The sequence below is a fragment of the Niveispirillum lacus genome, from assembly GCF_002251795.1.
GTDB classification, from domain to species: Bacteria; Pseudomonadota; Alphaproteobacteria; order Azospirillales; family Azospirillaceae; genus Niveispirillum; species Niveispirillum lacus.
Genome location: NZ_NOXU01000029.1, coordinates 126252 through 145727, shown reverse-complemented (window position 1 = coordinate 145727; position 19476 = coordinate 126252). Strand labels below are relative to the sequence as shown.

Annotated in this window: 20 protein-coding genes; 6 read left to right on the top strand and 14 right to left on the bottom strand. The window is 61.4% G+C overall.

What is annotated here, in order from left to right; genetic code table 11:
* Positions 1-150: 150 nt before the first annotated feature.
* The 5 genes from CHU95_RS12205 to CHU95_RS12185 form a co-directional block, all read right to left on the bottom strand.
* Positions 151-2118, bottom strand: coding sequence for a methyl-accepting chemotaxis protein (locus CHU95_RS12205; protein WP_094456620.1), 1968 nt, complete (start codon positions 2116-2118; stop codon positions 151-153).
* Positions 2119-2189: 71 nt separating this feature from the next.
* Complete coding sequence (locus tag CHU95_RS12200) at positions 2190-3410, bottom strand: hypothetical protein (RefSeq protein ID WP_094456619.1); 1221 nt, start codon at positions 3408-3410, stop codon at positions 2190-2192.
* 279 nt (positions 3411-3689) lie between these two features.
* Positions 3690-4415, bottom strand: coding sequence for a hypothetical protein (locus CHU95_RS12195; RefSeq protein ID WP_094456618.1), 726 nt, complete (start codon positions 4413-4415; stop codon positions 3690-3692).
* A 106-nt stretch (positions 4416-4521) separates the two neighbouring features.
* A complete protein-coding gene (locus CHU95_RS12190) occupies positions 4522-5100 on the bottom strand; it encodes a glutathione peroxidase (protein ID WP_425435976.1) in 579 nt (192 codons plus the stop codon).
* Between the two features lie 63 nt (positions 5101-5163).
* Positions 5164-5403 (bottom strand): hypothetical protein, encoded by a 240-nt coding sequence (locus tag CHU95_RS12185; RefSeq protein ID WP_133065515.1) that lies wholly within the window; start codon positions 5401-5403, stop codon positions 5164-5166.
* Positions 5404-5521: 118 nt separating this feature from the next.
* Here CHU95_RS12185 and CHU95_RS12180 point away from each other — a divergent pair, with 118 nt between their 5' ends.
* Positions 5522-6073 (top strand): isochorismatase family protein, encoded by a 552-nt coding sequence (locus tag CHU95_RS12180; RefSeq protein ID WP_094456616.1) that lies wholly within the window; start codon positions 5522-5524, stop codon positions 6071-6073.
* A gap of 120 nt (positions 6074-6193) precedes the next feature.
* Here CHU95_RS12180 and flgH read toward each other — a convergent pair whose 3' ends face one another.
* The 4 genes from flgH to flgF form a co-directional block, all read right to left on the bottom strand.
* On the bottom strand, positions 6194-6970 hold the full coding sequence (gene flgH, locus CHU95_RS12175; RefSeq protein ID WP_094456615.1) for a flagellar basal body L-ring protein FlgH: 777 nt from the start codon (positions 6968-6970) through the stop codon (positions 6194-6196).
* Positions 6971-6981: 11 nt separating this feature from the next.
* Entirely contained in the window at positions 6982-7965 is a 984-nt protein-coding gene (gene flgA, locus CHU95_RS12170) for a flagellar basal body P-ring formation chaperone FlgA (protein ID WP_094456614.1), read from the bottom strand.
* Between the two features lie 91 nt (positions 7966-8056).
* Entirely contained in the window at positions 8057-8842 is a 786-nt protein-coding gene (gene flgG / locus CHU95_RS12165) for a flagellar basal-body rod protein FlgG (RefSeq protein ID WP_094456613.1), read from the bottom strand.
* A 26-nt stretch (positions 8843-8868) separates the two neighbouring features.
* On the bottom strand, positions 8869-9591 hold the full coding sequence (gene flgF / locus CHU95_RS12160) for a flagellar basal-body rod protein FlgF (RefSeq protein WP_094456612.1): 723 nt from the start codon (positions 9589-9591) through the stop codon (positions 8869-8871).
* Positions 9592-9718: 127 nt separating this feature from the next.
* On the opposite strand from flgF, the gene CHU95_RS12155 reads away from it, so the two are divergent.
* The 3 genes from CHU95_RS12155 (at position 9719) to CHU95_RS12145 (ending at position 11812) form a co-directional block, all read left to right on the top strand.
* Positions 9719-10258, top strand: coding sequence for a mismatch-specific DNA-glycosylase (locus CHU95_RS12155; protein WP_245838185.1), 540 nt, complete (start codon positions 9719-9721; stop codon positions 10256-10258).
* A 19-nt stretch (positions 10259-10277) separates the two neighbouring features.
* Positions 10278-10595, top strand: coding sequence for a flagellar motor switch protein FliN (fliN, locus tag CHU95_RS12150; protein ID WP_094456752.1), 318 nt, complete (start codon positions 10278-10280; stop codon positions 10593-10595).
* Positions 10596-10735: 140 nt separating this feature from the next.
* Entirely contained in the window at positions 10736-11812 is a 1077-nt protein-coding gene (locus tag CHU95_RS12145) for a PA0069 family radical SAM protein (protein WP_094456611.1), read from the top strand.
* Between the two features lie 93 nt (positions 11813-11905).
* Here CHU95_RS12145 and CHU95_RS12140 read toward each other — a convergent pair whose 3' ends face one another.
* Positions 11906-13249: a glutamine synthetase family protein gene (locus tag CHU95_RS12140; RefSeq protein ID WP_094456610.1), complete on the bottom strand. Its 1344-nt coding sequence runs from the start codon at positions 13247-13249 to the stop codon at positions 11906-11908.
* Between the two features lie 212 nt (positions 13250-13461).
* On the opposite strand from CHU95_RS12140, the gene CHU95_RS12135 reads away from it, so the two are divergent.
* Positions 13462-14268, top strand: a complete 807-nt coding sequence (locus tag CHU95_RS12135) for a hypothetical protein (protein ID WP_207762474.1) — start codon at positions 13462-13464, stop codon at positions 14266-14268.
* A 6-nt stretch (positions 14269-14274) separates the two neighbouring features.
* Here the strand turns inward: CHU95_RS12135 and tssG are convergent, their stop codons facing one another.
* The gene (gene tssG, locus CHU95_RS12130; RefSeq protein WP_094456609.1) at positions 14275-15261 is read right to left on the bottom strand and encodes a type VI secretion system baseplate subunit TssG; all 987 of its coding nucleotides are present in this window, start codon (positions 15259-15261) and stop codon (positions 14275-14277) included.
* The gene (locus CHU95_RS12125) at positions 15225-16262 is read right to left on the bottom strand and encodes a type VI secretion system baseplate subunit TssF (protein ID WP_094456608.1); all 1038 of its coding nucleotides are present in this window, start codon (positions 16260-16262) and stop codon (positions 15225-15227) included. Before CHU95_RS12125 ends, tssG begins: the two co-directional genes overlap by 37 nt.
* Before the next feature lie 2 nt (positions 16263-16264).
* On the opposite strand from CHU95_RS12125, the gene tssC reads away from it, so the two are divergent.
* Entirely contained in the window at positions 16265-17539 is a 1275-nt protein-coding gene (gene tssC / locus CHU95_RS12120) for a type VI secretion system contractile sheath large subunit (RefSeq protein ID WP_094456607.1), read from the top strand.
* Between the two features lie 38 nt (positions 17540-17577).
* Here tssC and CHU95_RS12115 read toward each other — a convergent pair whose 3' ends face one another.
* Together CHU95_RS12115 and CHU95_RS12110 are read right to left on the bottom strand one after the other, a co-directional pair.
* Positions 17578-18210: a LysE family translocator gene (locus CHU95_RS12115; RefSeq protein WP_094456606.1), complete on the bottom strand. Its 633-nt coding sequence runs from the start codon at positions 18208-18210 to the stop codon at positions 17578-17580.
* A 56-nt stretch (positions 18211-18266) separates the two neighbouring features.
* Positions 18267-19049, bottom strand: a complete 783-nt coding sequence (locus tag CHU95_RS12110; protein ID WP_094456605.1) for an SDR family NAD(P)-dependent oxidoreductase — start codon at positions 19047-19049, stop codon at positions 18267-18269.
* Positions 19050-19476 lie beyond the last annotated feature (427 nt).

Here is a 19476-nt window from a genome sequence, read left to right as displayed (position 1 = left end):
TGCCTCCCCGCGATGCCCTGAAAACGCCCAAGTTGCAGGCGGCCATGGCGCGGATTTGTGCATATGCGAGGTTTGATGAAATTTTGGGCGGACTAAAAAAAAGGGGCGGCCCTCACCTGCCGCCCCGGTTCACCGCCGATCCTTGCGTCTTTACGCGGCCCGTACCCGTGTCACGAAGCCGTTCAGCCCTTCGCGCAGGCTTTCCACCAGACGCGACAGTTCGCCCGTGGCTGATAGGGCATTGCCGGTCATGCGACCAATATGGTCGGCCCCTTGCGCCACACCTTCCACGACATTGTCGATGTCAGTGGCGCTCTCGGCAACACTGCGCATATTTTCTTCAATGCGTTCAGTATCCTGACGCTGTCGCATGAGAGCGGCCTCAATCCCCGCGACAAGGGCGGCGATGGCTTCTATTTTAGCCGCTGTTGCACCGATAGCGGTGACAGCCGCACCGGTGGCGGCCTGCATCTCTTCAATCCTGTGCCCGATCTCGTCGGTGGCGCGACCGGTCTGGCTGGCCAGGCTTTTCACCTCGCCTGCCACCACCGCAAATCCCTTGCCCGCCTCGCCGGCACGCGCTGCCTCAATGGTGGCATTCAATGCCAGAAGGTTGGTCTGTCCAGAGATTTCCCCGATGATTTCCACGATGCGCCCGATATTGCGGGCGGCATCGGTCAGCCCTTCTACGGCGCGGTGAGTTTGCCGTGCTTCTGCCACGGCATCGGCAGAGACGGTCAATGCCTGGGCTGCTTGGCTGTTGATATCGCGGATGGAAAGGGACAGGGAGCCGGCAGCCTGCGCCACCGCTTCGACCCCGCCGCGTGTCTGCGAACTGGCGCTGGCCATGGTCAGGGAATGACGGGCGTTGAGGCCGGCCAGATCGGCCATGGACCTCGCATCGCCCTGGATGCCGCCGGCATGGGCCGCCATGATCGCCAGTGCCTGTTCATGCTGATGGCTGAACCGGTCAATCACAGCCTCCAGCGCCTCACGACTGGCCTCTGCCCATTGCCGTTCACGCTGCTGCTGGGCAGCGGGGGACAGGTCCGGGTCGATACCGTCCGTCACCTTTGCCAGGGCCTGCGACAGCCAGGGTGGCAGATGGTCAGTGTCCAGCGTAACCATGGCGTCAGCGACCTGTTCCGACCAGTCACCCGCCCGGCGCAGACGGCGGCGCAGGACCCAGGCGAACAGGCGCAGATGCAGGGAGGCCTCCCGCAATGGTGCCGACAATTCCATTTGTGCCCCTGCGATCCGATCGGCACACAGGGCCTCCAGATCGGCAATCAAGCGGTCTTCCACCTGTTTCAGACGGTTGATGCGGCCCGTGGCGGCTGCGAACCAGGCTGGGGCGGTGATACCGGTCAGGGGGTGATTGGGGCCGGTTTCCCGCAACTGCATCCGCAGGCACAGCACCTGCTCACATTCCGGCCCTTGAAGCTGCGCCGACAGAAATGCCCGTTGGGCATCGTTGGCATGGGTGGCAAACAGGTCCAGTGCCTGTGTCTGCGCCGCCTCAAGCTGCGCCATGCGTCGGAAACGGGTCGCATCGAACTGGCCGGCCGTCAGGGCGGCAGCGGCGACCGCCCGTTCCTGTCCGGAAAATTCCTTGGCCCGCATGAAGTTCAGCAAGGCCGTCAGCGCCCGCGCCAGGGCGTTATCGGCGCTGAGACCGGCCACGGCGGTCACCACTGCCATCAGTGCCTCAATCAACGCCGAATAGGCCAGCGTGGCAGCCCGCAGATCGATCCCGCCGGTGTCAACCTGTGACCGCAGATCGGGCAGGCCCGCCAGGGCGCGGCGACTGAAGGCAATGCAACTGGTTAGCGATCCTTCCCAGCCCAGAGGATCGATGGCCCCCAGTTCCGCCCGTACCCGGTCCAGCGCCTGATCGGTCTCCGTCCGGCGCGCCGACAGATCGGGCATCATGCCGCCATCGGCCCCCAGATGCAGCGACGTGGTCCCCCGTTCCCGCTGCAACGCATGCACCAACCCGCTGAGGCCGGTGACCAGGGCACAGAGCCGGGCTAAACGCTTCAGCCGGTCCAGGCGCTGTGCGCGTGCTGACAGCAGGAACCGCACTGCCTTCAGGCGGGGAAAGGTCGGGATCGTCATGGCATGATCCTTCGAAACGGTCGGATATCGGACGGAGGGCGGCAAAAGACCGCCCTCCGGGGTCGGCAGGCTCAGTAGGAATAGTCAAAGGCCAGCCAGAATTTCTGGCGGTCGGGGAAAGCGCCATCGCCGTTATAGTCGGCATATTTGGCGCTGACCGTCACCTTGGGCCCCAGCTTCACGGCCGCCTCCACATCGATCTCGCTGCCAAAGGATCGATCGATCCTTTCGGCTTCGAAATCATGGTACCACAGGGCGGCGGAGAGGCCTGTAATGGGGCCGGCTGCCAGTTTCGTTTCGTAACCGACACGTCCATAGGCATCATTGATGCCGTTGGCTGGCGTGGTCAGGAAGACGTCGGCGTAGCCCTGGAACCGGTGCAAGGTCGCCAGCGGTGTCGCAAAGCCGCGCACCCCGTCGCCCTCCAGGCTTTCATAGCCGCCACCAAATGACAGGCCGCCATAGGTGGCGGTCAGTTCCAGACCGAGATAATCCAGGGACAGGTTGCGGGGATTGGTCTGATAATCGGACTGCCGGGCATAGTCGGCGGCGTAGGTCAGGGTGACCTTGTCCAGCGTGTATTTGCCAGCCACCCGACCGCCATAGGTGGCGGTGGACAGAAGCGGCTGTTCCTCCAGGTCCAGAAGATAGGCATAGCCGGTGATCTTCGCGGCGGGTGACAGGGTCAGGCCGGCATTGAGCAGGTGGCTGTCGCCCTCAAATTCACCCTGCGGGCTTTTATGGCCGAACACGCGGTTGACTTGCGCCACATAGGCATAGGTCAGGTCGAGCTTATTGATGGCTTGGGTGCTGATTTTGAGGGCATCCAGTGTCTGCTCATTCTGACGAAAGCCGACAGCACCGATGAAGCGCTGATTGTCCAGGTTCAGGCGCTGGCGGCCCAGTGTGATGGCCGTCTTGGCGATGCCGGTATAGTCTACCTGCAGGCGGTTCAGTTCCATGCCCTCCGGGTCTGCCACCAGGGGGCGACGGGTCTTCCCGTTCAGCCCGTCATTAAAGGCGCTGCTGACATGGGCGATGGTTTCCGCCTCGGCCAGTAAGGAAAAACCATTGATCTTGCCCGTCTGAAAGCCGGTACGGGCGCGGGCAGTCTGGGCGTGGGCGTCCTGCGCTAAGCCCGCCTGGTCGACATCTTCCAGCCGGTAGCGGAAATCCAGAATGAACTTGCCATCCTTCAACAGGCTGGCGGCGTCGCTGGCCAGTGCCGGCTGTGCCAGAACGGGAAGGGCCAGGATCAAGGACAGAGCGCGCGCATTTTTCGGCAGCGTCATTTGAGGCTCCACAATAAAAAAAGGCGCCTAAACAGCCCAGGATTTTCCCAGGTGTTCAGACGCCATTGTCCGGGGGACCGGAGATGCCGGCCCTATGAAGGGGAGACCGCCGTTGGCCTCATGCCCGCTTGATAAACAGCAAGTATCATGCCGCAATTGCGAAGCGCTGTTTCCCTCAATGACAGATAAAAAGGGAGGAGACGCCGCCCAATTTTATGGCAGTGCAGCATTGAAGGTGCGCGATTGGGCGTCACACAGGCTGCGGACGTCCGTCCCCCATCAGGGAAAACGGCAGATTTCGCCCGTCACCTCGACAAAGGATCGCGCGCCGGCACCAACTGTCAGCCGCACTTCCTTGTCGGCGGTGATCAGCTTGTGGGTCAGCGGCAGCACACCTTCGGTTTCCTGGACCTTACCGGCGGCATCGGTGAAGCGAATCTTCACGGGCTTGGTCGGGTCGTACCAAGCCTCGGGGTTGCCCCCTTCATTTCGCGCGGGCACGCCTTCGCCCGTCACGATGATGGTGCCATCGGCAAAGGCAACCTGGGTGTTAGCCCCCTTGTAAATGGGCGTGGGTAGTACAAACCGCTTGGTTTCCGGCCGTACGCAGGAACGCGGGTTGCTGGTCTGCTCGATCACAAAAGCCATGCGTTCGGGATTGACACCCTCGGCCAGCTTACGGGCCATCAGTTCGGTGAGTTTGGCCAGTTCCCCTCCCGGCACTTCGCGCTGCAGCCGGATTTCCAGCTCGTTGGCGCGCACTTCCTGGGTCTGGGCAATCTGTTGCAATTGCTGGGCGCGGCGTTCCGCCTTGTCCTTGGCCGCGATCATCGCTGCCAGTTCCTCCTGCATGGAACCTTCGCGTGATTTGAGCTGTTCGACACCCACCAGATAGGAGAAGCCGGCCACACCACCCAGCAGGATCAACCAGAGCGCAGCCTTGCCCACACGGGCCCAGACGCGACGGCGGTAGCGGCGGTGATGATCGTAAAGGCCGTAGCTCATGTCTTCACAAGGCGAATCAAAGGGATGGGGAGGACCGACCCGGCGGCGGCCACCGGGTGCGACCCTACCCAGCCTGTAAGCGAATTACAAGCCCAAGCCCCTGGTTTCAGCCCTTTGGAAGCGCCTTCTCAATGGCTGCCGCCAGTTCGGCGGAGTCCGGCGTGACTTTCGATCCAAAGGCCCCGATCAGTTTGCCGTCGGGCCCGATCAGGTACTTGTGGAAATTCCACTTCGGCTCCCCCTTCTGTTCGGCCATCCACTTGTAAAGCGGGTGGGCATTGGCGCCTTTCACCGGCTCCTTCGTGGTCATGGGGAAGTCGATGGCGAAGTTGACCTCACAGAATTCTTTGATCTCCTGGGCCGATCCGGGTTCCTGCCCGCCGAAATCGTTCGACGGCACGCCCAGAATCACCAGGCCCTTGTCCTTGTACTTTTCCCACAGCGCCTGCAGGCCCTTATATTGCGGGGTATAGCCACACATGGAGGCGGTATTGACGACCATTACGGCCTTGCCGCGATATTGGTCCAGCTTCAACGGGCCGCCTTCGATGGCAGTGAAACTGTAATCATAGGCGCTGGCCGCCTGCGCTGTACCGGTCATGCCCATCACTCCCGCCATCATTACCAGCCCGCCGGCCAGTGCCAGGAAGGCCCGCCGGCCCGTGAACAACGCCCTGTTACCCATGATGCACCTTCAAAAGGAAACCTACGGCTAGAATGTAGTACGGGCAGGGGGCGCGTCCAGTGATCAAAGTCGCGTTGCCACCTGACGCCCACCCCGATTATTCTCCAGACACTTTTCCAGGGCCCCCGCGCGCCGGGCCTCGGTGCCTGCACCGGGCATGGCAGCCTGGATATAGCTGGCGCAATTGGCGAAATGCGGGTGTTCCTCGCTGATCTGCAGGGGGGGGCTGGAGATTTCCGGCCCGCTACAGGCTGTGGTCAGCAATAATGGGAACAGGAACAGACTGAAGCCTCTGCGGCGCATCGCCGCCTCCATCATCGTGTCATGACTGTGCTGACACCGACTATTCACCACCGTTCCCTTGCCCCGAAGTGATCCGCCGCACAGAGTGGGCAGCATGGCAGCCGACAGGAGAAATGTGATGACCGATACTGCCCCGCCCGAGTGGCTGCTGACCGCAGACAGCCGTCTGGTCATCATCGATGTGCAGGATCGTCTGCTGGCGGCCATTGCGGGGGCCGAACAAGTGGTGACGATGTGCGAAAAGCTGGTGCATGCGGCCCAGCGCCTGGCCATCCCTGTTGCGGCGACAGAACAGAACCCGGCTGGGATTGGCCCGACCACCGCGTCGCTGGCGGCCCTGATCCCGCTGCGCTTCGGCAAAGTACATTTTTCTGCGGCGCGCGAGGCGGATTTTCTGGCCTGGGCGGCCGGTGGTGGCACCCTGGTTCTGGCCGGGACGGAGGCGCATGTCTGTGTGCTGCAGACAGCCCTGGGCCTGCGGGCTCTGGGGCTGCGGGTCGCCGTGGTCATGGACGCCACCGGTTCGCGGCAGGCCGCAAGCCGTGAGGCAGCCTTCGACCGTCTGCGGGCCCATGGGGTTGAACTGGTAACCGTAGAGATGGTTCTGTTTGAGTGGCTGGAACGCTATGACCGGCCTGAATTCAGGGAAGTGCTGCGCCTGATCAAATAAAACCCCACTGGCAGGCGACGGGGCAATACCTGACCGCCAGGGGCAGTTCTGACAAACGGGTACCGCCACCGAACAGTATCTCCGGTGGCGGTTGCCTGTCAGATCGCGCCGACCATGGCCTCAGAACGGGCTGATGGCTTCCAGCACCTGCTGGCCCCAACGCGGGGTCTGCACATCGGTCAGGTTGCCACGCCCGCCATAGGAGATCCGGGCTTCGGCAATCTTTTCATAAGAGATGGTGTTGGCTGACGTGATGTCTTCCGGCCGGATGATGCCGGTCAGGGTCAATTCGCGCACCTCGTTATTGACGCGGACTTCCTGCTTGCCGTTCACCACCATATTGCCATTGGGCAATACCTGCACGATCAGAGCCGCCACCTGCAGGTTGATCTGTTCCTGACGCTGGATCTGGCCGGTACCGGCGCTGCTGGTGGTGCCGTTGGTGCTGACTAGGTTGGTCGGGTCCACACTGTTGGGCAGGATGTTGGTGGTGCTGGCTTCCAGGCCGAACAGGTTCGGGATGCCGATGCTGTCACTGCCATCGCGTGTGCGGCTGGTATTGTTCTGCATCTGGGCGCGGTCATTGATCTGAATGGTGACCGTCATGATGTCACCGACCCGGGCTGCGCGTTGATCCTTGAAGAAGGCGCGCGCACCTGACCGCCAGAGGGAATTGGCCTGCCGTTCTTGAACCGGCGCATCCGGCATCGGCAGCCGCACGGGACGATAGTTGGGATCGCGGGAGGGGTCGTCGATGCCGGATAGGGCCGGGGTCTTGCCGACGGCCGCCAGCTTGTCCGTGACACAGCCGGTCAGCGGCAGTACGGCCAGCGACAGGATCAGGGTGGTGCGGGCAGAACGGCGCAGGGTGGGGGCGGACAGGAAACGCGTGGACATCTCGGTTCTCCTTACCGGGCCGCCTTCTTGGACGCGCCCGACACGTGGCTGACAGGGGTGGGGATCTGGCCTGAGGGACGGACAGCCACCAGATTGGGGCCGGCCACCACAGCTTCGATCACTCTGTTGGAGGACGTATTCACAATCCGTACCAACTCACCCTGGGCGCCGTCGGTCAGGGCTTTTCCCGACGCGGTCAGGGTCATCACCTCGGTCTGGAGCAGGATGGTGACGGCTTGCCCCTTACCCACCACCACCGGGTCCCGCACGTCGCGGGCATTCACCGCCTGGTTGGGTGCAATAGCCCGACGCAAGGATTTTCCAATCATTTCAGAGGCTTCGACAACAGCACCCGCCTGCAGCCGGTCACGAGGCAACTTGATCCAGGTGATGTCCGCCTCGCCAACCACCTCGCCTTGGCCCATGCGGCGTGCCAGGACCGGAAGTTCCACCATATCCACCACGCGCGCACCCACCGTATGGCGAACCGCCTCCGGACCGGTTGCGGGGGCAATGATTTCCGCTGTCACGCGGCCACGCTGGGCATCATAGGCAAGATTTTCCACGCGCACGGTGGCGTCATTGCCGGCCGGCAGGAAGAAGGTCAGGGTGCGGTTATCCATCAGTACATCGGCGCCATCGCCGATCCCCGCCTCTTGCAATGCCTGACGCAGACCGTCAGCGATCACATCATTGCCCACCTGGACGGCGGCGCGTTCCACCACAATCCGGTCTCCCCCGCCCGTCGCGCGCCACTCGACGCCATTGCTGGCGGCGATGCGTGACAGGGTAGGGGCATCCAGGTTGGCGCGGCGACCGGGTGCGGGGGCTGGCATTACCGGCCGCATGGCCTGATCGCCCGGCAGACCGTCGAACAGGTCACCCAGCAGAATCTGCCCATCGGTGACCGTGGCGGCCGGCTTCAGCGTGGCGGCATCGGCATGGGCGGTGCTCAGCAACGTGGCGGCGATCAGCAGGGCGGCGAAGCGGTTCATGGCGGGCACTCCGGGGACGGGCTAGGCAAATTTGTCCTGTCACCGGCACAGAACTGCCGGTGCTGGTTTCAACCATTCTCAAAAGCGGCGGTTAGCGGAGCTGGCTGACCGACTGCATCATCTGGTCCGTGGTGGAGATGACGCGGGAATTCATTTCATAGGCACGCTGGGCGGTGATCAACTGGGTGATCTCGGCCACAATGTTGACGTTGGAGGTTTCAACCGCCCCCTGCATCACGCGGCCAAAGCCGGGAGCGCCAGGGTTGCCGGCAATGGCCTGGCCCGAAGCCGGGGTTTCCAGCAGCAAATTATCACCGATGGCTTCCAGGCCGGCATTGTTGGGGAAGGCAGCCAACTGGATCTGCCCGACATTCTGCGGCACGGTCTGGCCATCGATCTTGGCCAGGACTTCGCCGTTCGGGTTCACCGTGATATCGACCGTATTCTGCGGCACCACGATGCCGGGCAGCACCTGATACCCATCGGCGGTAACCAGCGTGCCTTCGGCGTTCAATTGAAGTGAGCCGGCGCGGGTATAGGCGGTTTCACCATTGGGAAGCTGGATCTGGAAGTAACCCTGACCGTTGATGGCCAGGTCCAGGGTGTTGCCGGTCGGGTTGATATTGCCCTGCTCGTTGATCCGGTAGATCGCGGCGGCCTTAACACCCAGGCCAACCTGGATACCCGACGGGACGATGGTGCCGGCGTCAGAGGAGGTGGAGCCGACGCGACGCTGGTTCTGGTACAGCAGGTCCTGGAATTCGGCCCGCTGACGCTTGTAACCGGTCGTCGTCATGTTGGCGATATTGTTGGAGATGGTTTCGACGTTGAGCTGCTGGGCCAGCATGCCGGTGGCGCCGATGGAGAGGCTACGCATGGTTCCGATCCTTCTTGCTGGCGGGATTACTGAACGCGACCGAGCTTGGTGATGGCGCCGCGGATGCGCTCATGCTCGCTGTCAATCATTCGCTGAACACTCTGGTAGGTGCGCAGCACGTCGATCATCTGGGTCATTTCCACCACGCTCTGGACATTGCTGCCTTCGATGGCACCCTGGGTGATCTGCGGCTGCTCGACGGCAATTTCTTCCTGGTTGGCTTCGTACAGGCCACCGCCAAGTTCCATCATCCGCTGTTGGTCCGCGAAGGTCACAACCTTCAACTGCCCCAGGGGACCTGCCTCGGTGGCCACCGTGCCGTCGCCGGCAATGTGGATCTGGGTGGCATCAGCCGGGACGGTGATGCGCTGGTTGTTGGTGTCCAGAACCGGCAGGCCGGAATGGTCGACGATCTCGCGGTTGCTGTTCAACTGGAAGGCGCCGCCACGGGTGTAACGGGTGCCAGTCAACGTTTCGACAGCGAAATAGCCATCACCACGCAAAGCGACATCCAGCTCGTTATTGGTGACGGTCAGCGGACCGGCATCGACATTGCGCTGCAGGCCGAAATCCTGAACGAAGCTCATCCGGTCGCCTTGACGATCGGGACGCTCCAGATATTCCAGGAACAGCATGCGCTGCGACTTGAAACCGGTGGTGTTCATGTTTGCGATGTTGTTCGACACCACTTCCAACTGCCGGCGCAGAACTTCCTGGCGGGACAGGGTGATGTAGAGTGAATTTTCCATCGCTCGAATTCCTCATGCTGGCCGGTGGCCGTTGCTTGCCAGAATAGAAAGCAAAGGGTGTGCCAACTGTGCGGAAATGGCGGATTTCTGCCATTCTCTCTTGCGCTGCGGCGGGGGGCGGCAAATAATGCCGACTATCATGATCCTGCCTGACATTCTGGCCCCCGGCCTCCAGCTCGTTTTCTGCGGCACGGCACCATCCCGCGTTTCCGCAGCCAAGGGTGCCTATTATGCCAACCCCGGTAATGCCTTCTGGCCGACCTTGGTCAAGGTTGGTCTCGTGCCACCGGGCTGGCGCGCGGCAGACTTTCGTCGTGTGAATGAACTGGGCCTGGGTCTGACCGATCTTAACAAGGTGGAAATTGGCAATGATGTTGATCTGACACCAGCAGGCTTCGACATTCCCGGCTTTCAGGCCAAAATGCGCGCCCATCGGCCGGCGGCCATCGCCTTTACCAGCAAGAATGGTGCCCGCCTGTTTCTCGGCCCGCGGGCGCATCTGCCCTGGGGACGGCATCCCCTGGACTGGGAGGGCATCGCCCTGTTTGTACTGCCCTCACCGTCCGGTCAGGCACGTGGCAGCTTTTCCTTGGCCCCTTGGCAGGAAGCAGCCGCCTTTGTCGCTGCACGAAGACCGGCACCCGTGATAGGGTTGGGGCGTGATTGATCTTTCCAGGGTGGGGGACATGCCCGATCAGGACGATATCGATGCCATGTTTGGCGAAATGGCCGGCGCTGGTTCCGTTCGTGCCCTACCCGAACAGCAGGAGATTTCCGCCGTCTATGATACGGAGGTGGAAATGAGTGTGGTGTTGGGCACCTCCACGATCCGTGTGCGTGACCTGCTGAAACTGGGCCGTGGCGCTATCGTGGAACTGGACCGTAAGATCGACGACCTGTCCGACATCGTGGTGTCCGGCCGTATGGTGGCGCGGGGAGAAGTGACGATTGTCGAAGACAAGATCGCTGTCACCTTCCGCGAATTTGCCCGCATCAATAACTGAAATCAGCAGTCAGTATTGAGGGTTGGGGCCACGGTAGGGGCGCCACGCTGCCAACCTCATCGATCCACATGCAAAATCCTTTGCACGCCTCTGCTTGTCTGTTATGTTCACGATATGTTCCATTCAGGCGGGCGAATTTCATGGACCCTTTGTCGTGCCAGCCGACGCGGGGGCGCGCCGCGATCAGCAATCTGACCTCCCGCTATGAACGGGAAAGCCGGGTCCGGGATGACGATGGCTGGGGCGCCGATGGTGGGCTGCCGGCGAAACTGCGGACCATTGTCATGGCCGACGCGGCGCGCAGCATCATCAGCCGCAATGACAGTCCGGATGTGCCCTTTGAAATCTCGGTCAATCCGTACCGGGGCTGTGAACATGGATGTGTTTATTGTTTCGCACGGCCCAGCCACGCCTATCTGGGCCTGTCTCCCGGTCTGGATTTTGAGACCCAGCTTTTTGCCAAGCGCGATGCTGCCGCCCTGCTGGCGAAGGAACTGCGCTCCCGTTCGTACATCTGCAAACCATTGGCTCTGGGTGCAAACACCGATCCCTATCAACCGATCGAGCGGGAGGAGGGGATCACACGCGCGGTGCTGGAAGTCTGCCGTACCTTCAACCAGCCGGTCAGCATCATCACTAAATCGGCCAGCGTCTTGCGTGACCTGGACCTTCTCGCAACGATGGCGGCTGACGGGCTGGCGCAGGTGGCGATCTCCATCACCAGTTTGGATCGGGACTTGGCGCGTGCGATGGAACCACGCGCCTGCACCCCGGCCAAACGGCTGGCTGCGGTGCGGGCGCTGTCCGATGCGGGCGTGCCGGTGGCTGTGCTGACCAGTCCGATGATCCCGGCGCTCAACGACCATGAAATGGAAGCCATCCTGGAGGCGGCGGCAGGGGCGGGGGCAGTTTCCGCCAGCTATATCCTGCTGCGTCTGCCGCTAGAGATCGCCGCGCTGTTTGAGGAATGGTTGCGCACCCATTATCCCGACCGGGCCGACCGGGTGCTCTCCTTGATCCGGCAGTCGCGCGATGGGGCGCTGTATCGGTCAGATTTCGGTACCCGGATGAAGGGCACGGGCGCTTATGCCGATCTGCTGCGCAGCCGCTTTCACCTGGCAACCAAACGGCTCGGCCTGGACCGCCGTCGTTGGGACATGGACTGCTCGAAATTCCGGGTGCCCGACGCACCGGTCCGGCAGTTAAGCCTGTTCTGAAGCGGGTCCTCGTGCAACATGACCCGTTTTTCTGTTTCACTCTGTTGCACAAATTCGGAGCCGGTGTTCAGCCGGCTCCGAATGATAGGCAGATCAGACGTTCAGCAACAGGTTTTCCCGCTCCCAACTGCTGATCACGCGCTGATACGCGTCATACTCCGCCTGCTTCACGGCGCTGACGGCCGAGATGAACCGTTCGCCCAGCACTTCCTTCAACGGCTTGCAGGCGTTGAACTTGTTCAGCGCGTCGCCCTGGTGGCGGGGCAGGGAGAAGGCCAGACGGTGGGCGGAACCTTTGACCGGATCGGACGGTTCCAGTTCCTGGATCATGCCGATATAGCCGCAGGCCAGCGACGCTGCCAGCGCCAGATAAGGATTGGCATCCGCCCCGGCCACGCGGTTTTCGACACGCCGTGCTTCCGGCGGGCTGACGGGCACCCGAAAGCCGGTGGTGCGGTTGTCGCGGCCCCAGTGCACATTGATCGGCGCGTCCGATCCCTGTACCAGCCGTCGGTACGAATTCACATTGGGCGCCAGCAGCGGCATCGCATAGGGCAGGAACTTCTGCAGCCCTGCGATGAAGCTCAAGAACAGCGCTGTGTCAGTGCCATCAGGATTGGCGAACAGGTTCACGCCCGTCTTGGCATCGACCAACGACTGGTGAACATGCATGGCGCTGCCCGGCTCATTCTGCATGGGCTTGGCCATGAAGGTGGCATAGACCTGATGCCGGATCGCCGCTTCACGAACGGTGCGCTTGAACAAAAAGACCTGATCGGCCAGTTCCAGCGCTTCGCCATGATTAAAGTTGATCTCAATCTGGGCAGCACCGGCCTCATGGCTCATCGTGTCGACATCGATCTCCTGCTTTTCGCAGAAATCGTAGACATCTTCGAAGATTGGATCAAATTCATTAACGGCGTCGATGCCATAGGCCTGCCGGCCGCTTTCCTGCCGGCCCGACCGGCCGACGGGCGGAACCAGCGGATAGTCTGGGTCCTTGTTGACAGCGACCAGGAAAAACTCCAGTTCCGGCGCCACGATGGGCTTCCAGCCCCTTTCGTCATACAAGGACAGAACACGCTTCAGAACCGACCGCGGGGAGATGTCTACCGTCGACCCGTCGGCATAAAAACAATCGCAGATAACCTGGGCCGTAGGTTCATTGTACCAGGGCACAACGCGGATGGTGCCGGGATCGGGTGTCATATAGACGTCCCAATTCTCCACACTGGTCACATCCTCATCTTCCGGATATTCGCCCGTAACAGTCTGGATAAAGATCGATTCCGGCAGCCGCAGACCGCGATCCCGCAGAATCCGCAGGAATTTCTCGGCGGGCACGATCTTGCCGCGTGCGATGCCGGCCATGTCGGGCACCAGACATTCAACTTCGGTGATGTTCCGCGAACGGATAAAATCTTCCAATGGACTCATGATGACGCCGCGGGTTGGCGGCCCAGATGCACCCGTCGCAGCCGGAACCGGCCCGGCATTCGGGGCTGGGAAATGGTGCTACGCCCGCAGCCCTCCACGTTGTTTCGGATACGTCAGTATAGGCAGAGAAAAGGGGGGGCAGGCAAGGCTTGATACCGCATCTTTGGGCGTGCGACGGTCTGTTTTGTGGCGGTGGTTGAAAGGAACAATGTGTGTTGACCTCTGTGGACCGGGTGGAGGCATTTGTGCGCTGTCGACTGTCGGCAACGGCAAAGCGCCCCCTCATCATGGGCCTGTGCGGGGCCCAGGGCAGCGGCAAATCGACCTTGTCCGACAGTCTGGCGGCACGGTTACGGGTGACGGGGGTGCGCGCGGCGGTGCTGTCGCTCGATGATCTTTATCTGACCAAGGCGGCGCGCCAAAGGTTGGCGCGCGATATCCATCCGCTGCTGGCCATCCGTGGGGTGCCCGGTACCCATGACGTGGCCTTGGGCCTGTCCGTCCTGGACAATGTGGCCCGACCGGGTCCAACCGTGCTTCCCCGGTTCGACAAGTCTGTCGATGATCGCGACGCTGTCGGCGTTATTGTCGACGGCCCCGTTGATCTGCTGCTGCTGGAAGGCTGGTGCGTTGGGGCGGTGCCGCAGGATAACGCCGCCCTCCACCATCCCGTTAATGAGTTGGAGCGGGTGCAGGACCCGGATGGGCGCTGGCGGCGATATGTCAATGGCCGGCTGGCTGGGGACTACCAGCGCCTGTTCGCCCGCCTGGATGGCTTGATCCTGTTGGCAGCCCCGGATTTTGCCGTCGTTCGTGACTGGCGTTGCCAGCAAGAAGAAACGCTGCGGGCCCGGTTGCGCGCGACAGGCAATCCTGCCGATCAGACGATGACAGACAGACAGGTGGCAGCTTTCGTCCAGTTTTATGAAAGGCTGACCCGGCACATCCTGGCGGAAATGCCGGGCCGCGCCGACCTTGTCCTGCGCTTGGATGCGGGCCGGCAGGTTGTAGAGGACTGATATACTTCAGATCTGCCAATGAAAGCGGCAATCCTCCACCTGCCCCGTGTGCTTGGGGCGTCCCATCCAGCTATCCAGACCCAGGCGGCGCGGGGTCGGCGGGTCGGTCACTTCCGGGATTGCCTCGGTCCGCACACGGATACGGAGATCAACCGAAAAGCCCGATCCAAGATAGAGGCGGGTCAAGCGGCGCAGCCATTCAAGTGGGGTGCTCTCATCCCCGGCCAGCATGGTCCGGCTGATCCATTCCGGCGCCACGGGGCCAATGATAATGGCCAATCGGGACTGGACTTCCCAGCGTCTTTGCCCAAGGGCGGGACCCTGTGACAAGGGCCGGCTTCCCCCCAGCCGCGCGAGGCTTTCCGATGGCAGGGTCAGCCACCCCCCATGAAACTGCACCAGTTCCACCGGCAGGCAGAGCACACCCGACAGCAGCCGGGCCAAACCATCGGCTGATCGTGGCTGCGCGCCCAGGATGGCGGCAAAATAGGCGATGCCATCAGCATCAATCCCGGCTGCACCCTGTGTCACCAAGGCCGGGAACCCCTCTGTACCCATCCCGGCCAGCGCCAGAAGCGGGGCCAATGCCGCCCCCTCATCCTGCTCGCGCAGGGCGGCGGGGTCACTGCGGCGCCAGCCCAGATGGGCCAGTGTCGTAAAGCGCGATGACATCATGTCCAGAAAATCGGCGAGTGCCGTATCGCCTGCACGGGCTTCCAGTGCCAAACGCGCCGTCAGATGACGGGGTAGAAGACCGGCTGGGCCGGTGATAGCAAAAGCCACCATGGCCGGCATGCCTGATCCTTCCCCCTCGATGCTGGTGCCCATGGCATCACCTAAGGCGAAGCCAAGTCCCCGCATGGCGGGCAAGGTCAGATCACCCTCTCCGCTGAGATGCCAGAGGCGGAAAAGCTGGTCCAGTTCGAATGATTGCGGCGTGTCTCGCAGCAAGCGTGTCAAATCAGTGCGCGTATGCCCGCCCTGGGTTGCCATCGTGCGATCCTGTTTTTACGTTGCTGGGAAAGGGCTGTCACGGTGGTGAAGCTATTGGCCGCCGCCTGCAGGGCCAAAAACCGCTCCAGAACGGCGGCGAACAGGTACCGGCTGCCAGTGGCATCGCTTTCGTCGAAGGTCAGGGTCACGTCGCTGCCCATACACCAGGCGCAGCGGTCGGCGGTACCTACCCGGTACAGGCTCGGGCTAACGGTTAGGGTTTGCAGGCTGTCGATCTGCTGCTGCACCTCTTTGAACAGGACGGCATCCTTTTCCGGACTGGCGAGATTATGCACAGAGAGCAGGCCACGCAGGCCGGCCTCTCCCCCCTGGGTAAGACTGAGGCGGTTGAAGGAAAGCTGGGAGATCAGTTGCCAATGGCTGCGGCCGGCGGTCGCCGGGCGTAACGCCCGCGCTGGGCGACGCAGAGCATGCACCTCGCCGACGCGGCTCGGATCGCGGGCGAGTGTAAAGGAGAGCGAGGTGAGGCGAGAGGCCAGATCGCGGTTGCCGCAGAGGGCCTGGATGTTCACAACCCCGTCACCGAAATCCAGGAGCGTCCCCGCCGGATCGGATAAGGACAAAAGGCTTTCCTGCGCACCGTCAGGGGCGGCTTCCACGCTATGATGCCAGTATAGTGCATGGCAGCCGGCGCCGGTGTGCTGATGCTGCGCATAAAGCGGGGCAACCTGCTGGCGCAGGACTTGGTTCTGTCGCATAACCAGCGTGACATCACCAACCGCGTGTACCTCATAGGCCAGGGGACGCCGTGTATCGGGGATAAGCGGATAACGGGTTACGCGCTGCGTCAGGCGTAGCGGCTCAAGATCCATTTTGAACTGGTTGATGGCTGGCACGCAGCCCAAACGCAACAGGTCGCCCGCGGCTTCCCGTAATGTCTCAACCGTTCCGCCAGGGATTTCATCGGCATCCAGGACAAAGCACAACTCCGTGTCAGTGCCGGAGAACGCGCCCCGCAGACCGTTGATCTGCGCAAACATGAATTTGTCAGGAAAGCTTAGATATTCCAGCAGCAGCTGAAATACTGCGTCATCAGGATTTCCAGTCCCTGGAGTCCGCCTGGCGCAGCCTGAAATTCCTGGTCGATCGAACAGATTTTCGTCAGAATATCAGCGTTGAAATCCTGAACGCCACGAAGCAGGAATTGGCGGATGATTTCGACGATGCGCCGGAATTCACCAAATCGACATTGTATCGCCGCGTCTACAGTGCCGATCTGGGCACCCTGGGTGGCAAGCCCTATGGTGCAATCATTGGCAACTTTGATTTCACGCACAAGGCCAATGATATCAAGCTGTTGCAGGATGTAGCCCGGATTGCCGCCGTGTCCCACGCTCCATTCATCGCGGCTACTGCGCCACAGATGTTCGGTTTGAAGTCCTATACCGAGCTGGAGCACAAGCAGGACGTGAAGGACATTATGTCCGGCCCCCAGTATGATAAATGGAACGCGTTCCGCGACAGCGAGGATGCCCGCTATGTCGCGCTGACGGCGCCTCGTTTTATGCTGCGCCTGCCGTATGGCCCGGACACAACACCAGTCAAGGCTTTTAACTGTGTTGAAGCGGCGGCTGGCACCAGTGAAGACTACCTGTGGGGCAACACGGCTTTCGCCTTTGCCGCCCGTATGACCGACAGTTTTGCCAAGTCCGGCTGGTGCTCCAATGTTATCGGTCCCAGGGCAGGGGGCACCGTTGATAATCTGCCGTTGCACACCTACGAGCAGGGGGGGCGGCACCGCAACATGGTGCCTACAGAAATCCTGTTGTCGGAACGGCGTGAGGTGGAGTTAGCCGAGGCAGGGTTCATTTCGCTGGTCATGCGCAAGGACAGCGACAATGCGGTTTTCTTTTCGGCCCAGTCGGTACAGAAGCCCAAATTCTTCGGTATTTCCGAAGAGGGAAAGCAGGCGGAATTTAATTACAGGCTATCCACCCAACTGCCCTACATGCTGATCATCAACCGCCTGGCCCACTACATCAAGGTCATACAACGGGAATCCATCGGCAAGGTCACTGACCGCACTGTTCTGGAGACGGAACTGAAAAAGTGGTTAATGCAGTATGTCGCTGATCAGGATAACCCGAAGCCCGACATTGTTGCCAAGCGACCACTGCGTAAGTCCATGATCCAGGTGACCGACGTCGAAGGGGAACCCGGTTGGTTTCGGGTCCAGATGAGCGTGACACCGCATTACAAATATCAAGGGGCATACTTCACGCTGTCGCTGTCCGGCACCCTGGACACCCGCAAATGATCGCGCCGGTCTGGGGGCAAGCCCCGCCCCCAGACCGTTCACTGCTGGGCAGTCAACAGCGTCAAGGCCAGTCCAACAAAAACCAGGGCAGCGACCCGGTTCAGCAGTATTTGTCCCCGATTGGAAGTGCGTAGCCAGGGACGGATGCTGCCGGCGGCGAAGGCGATACTGGAGAACGCTAGCAGCGCGCAAAGCATGAAGACCGTCCCCAAAATGAATAACTGCATCGCCAGGTTTCCGCGTTCTGGCGCGGTGAATTGCGGCAGAAAGGCGAGGAAAAAGATCGCCACCTTGGGATTGGTGACATTCATGATGATGCCGCGCAGGTAAAGTCGGCCCCATTCTCCCCGGTCATCCATCGTCGGGTCGGTGAGGGTTTCCGGCGCTGCCCGCCAAGCGCCCCAGGCCAGATACAGCAGGTACAGCGCACCGACAACCGCCAGCAGCGTGAACGCCGTTGGGGAGGTCTGAAACACAACAGCAACTCCAAGCGCAACGCCCGTCGTGTGCACGATCAGTCCCGTGCATAGGCCCAAGGTGACCATCACACCTTTCCAGGGGCCCTTCAGTGCGGCTTGGGTCAGTACAAAGATATTGTCCGGACCTGGTGCATAGGCTAACAGCAAGGCTGTCAGACTGAAGGCTGCAAGAAGATCGACGTCAAACAGCATGGCCGCAACCCGTAAACAGTCGGGAACGGGGTGATCCAAAGACCACCCCAAACCGTTTAGCGGGGCGCCAAGCGGATGGCACCATCCAATCGGAAGCTTTCACCGTTCAGATAGGCATTGCGGCATATTTCGAGGGCCAGGCTGGCATATTCTGACGGCCGGCCCAGGCGCTTGGGGAAGGGGACCGATGCCGACAGGCCGGCTCGGACATTCTCGGCCATACCGGCCATCATCGGCGTCTCCATGATGCCCGGCAGGATGGCGTTGATACGGATACCCTCAGCGGCCAGGTCCCGCGCGACGGGCAGGCTGATGCCAAGGATACCGGCTTTTGATGCCGTATAGGCCGCCTGCCCCATCTGGCCATCGGTGGCGGCCACAGAGGCAGTGTTGATGATCACGCCGCGTTCGCCATCGTCAAGCGGTGTGGCGCTGGCCATTCCGGTGGCCGCCATGACAATGCAGCGGAACGTGCCGATCAGGTTTACCTGTATGATTTTCTCAAACAGCGATAGCGAATGGCCGGTGATTGCCCCGGTCTCCCGATTACGCCCAACGGTTTTAGCCCCGGCTACAATGCCGGCACAATTCACCAGGATTCTTTCCTGGCCATGGGCGGCGCGTGCGGTGGCAAACGCTTGTTCGACGCTCTCGTCGCTGGTTACATCGACCGCCACGAAACGGCCACCGATCTCATTGGCTATTTGCAGACCCCGTTCCGCATTCAGGTCGAACAGAGCGACCCGGACACCCGTAGCCGCCAGCGCGCGCGCTGTGGCTTCCCCCAGGCCCGAGGCAGCACCTGTGACAATTGCGGCGATGTCGTTGTTCAATTGCATATTCTGTTTCCGTCCGGTCTGGCTCTCATTGTTGGCTTTTTCGGCCGTTGGCCGTTGGCCGTTGCCACAGTCTGAATAGCCATATTAGAGGTCCAGCCAAAGCCCGATGTTCGCGGCGGCGGCGGCTGGACAAAAGAAAACCCCCGTGGCTGGATGCGCCCACGGGGGTCTCTTCACGACCGAAACCACAAGGACCTATGTCAAAACATGGTTCCGGGATGGTTGCTGCGATATTTCAAGTGATCGCAAAATTTTGCTGCGGTGGGATCATGTTTCTACACACCCTCCCATGCTACGGAACGCAGTTGATCGCCTGAATTATTTGGCCGCCCACTGCGTACGGGGCGATTTGACCTTCAAGACCAGCCTCCGTATCTTTGTTACGATTTGATGGTGCGCCCTTCACGCATGGGCGTCAAGCATTTTT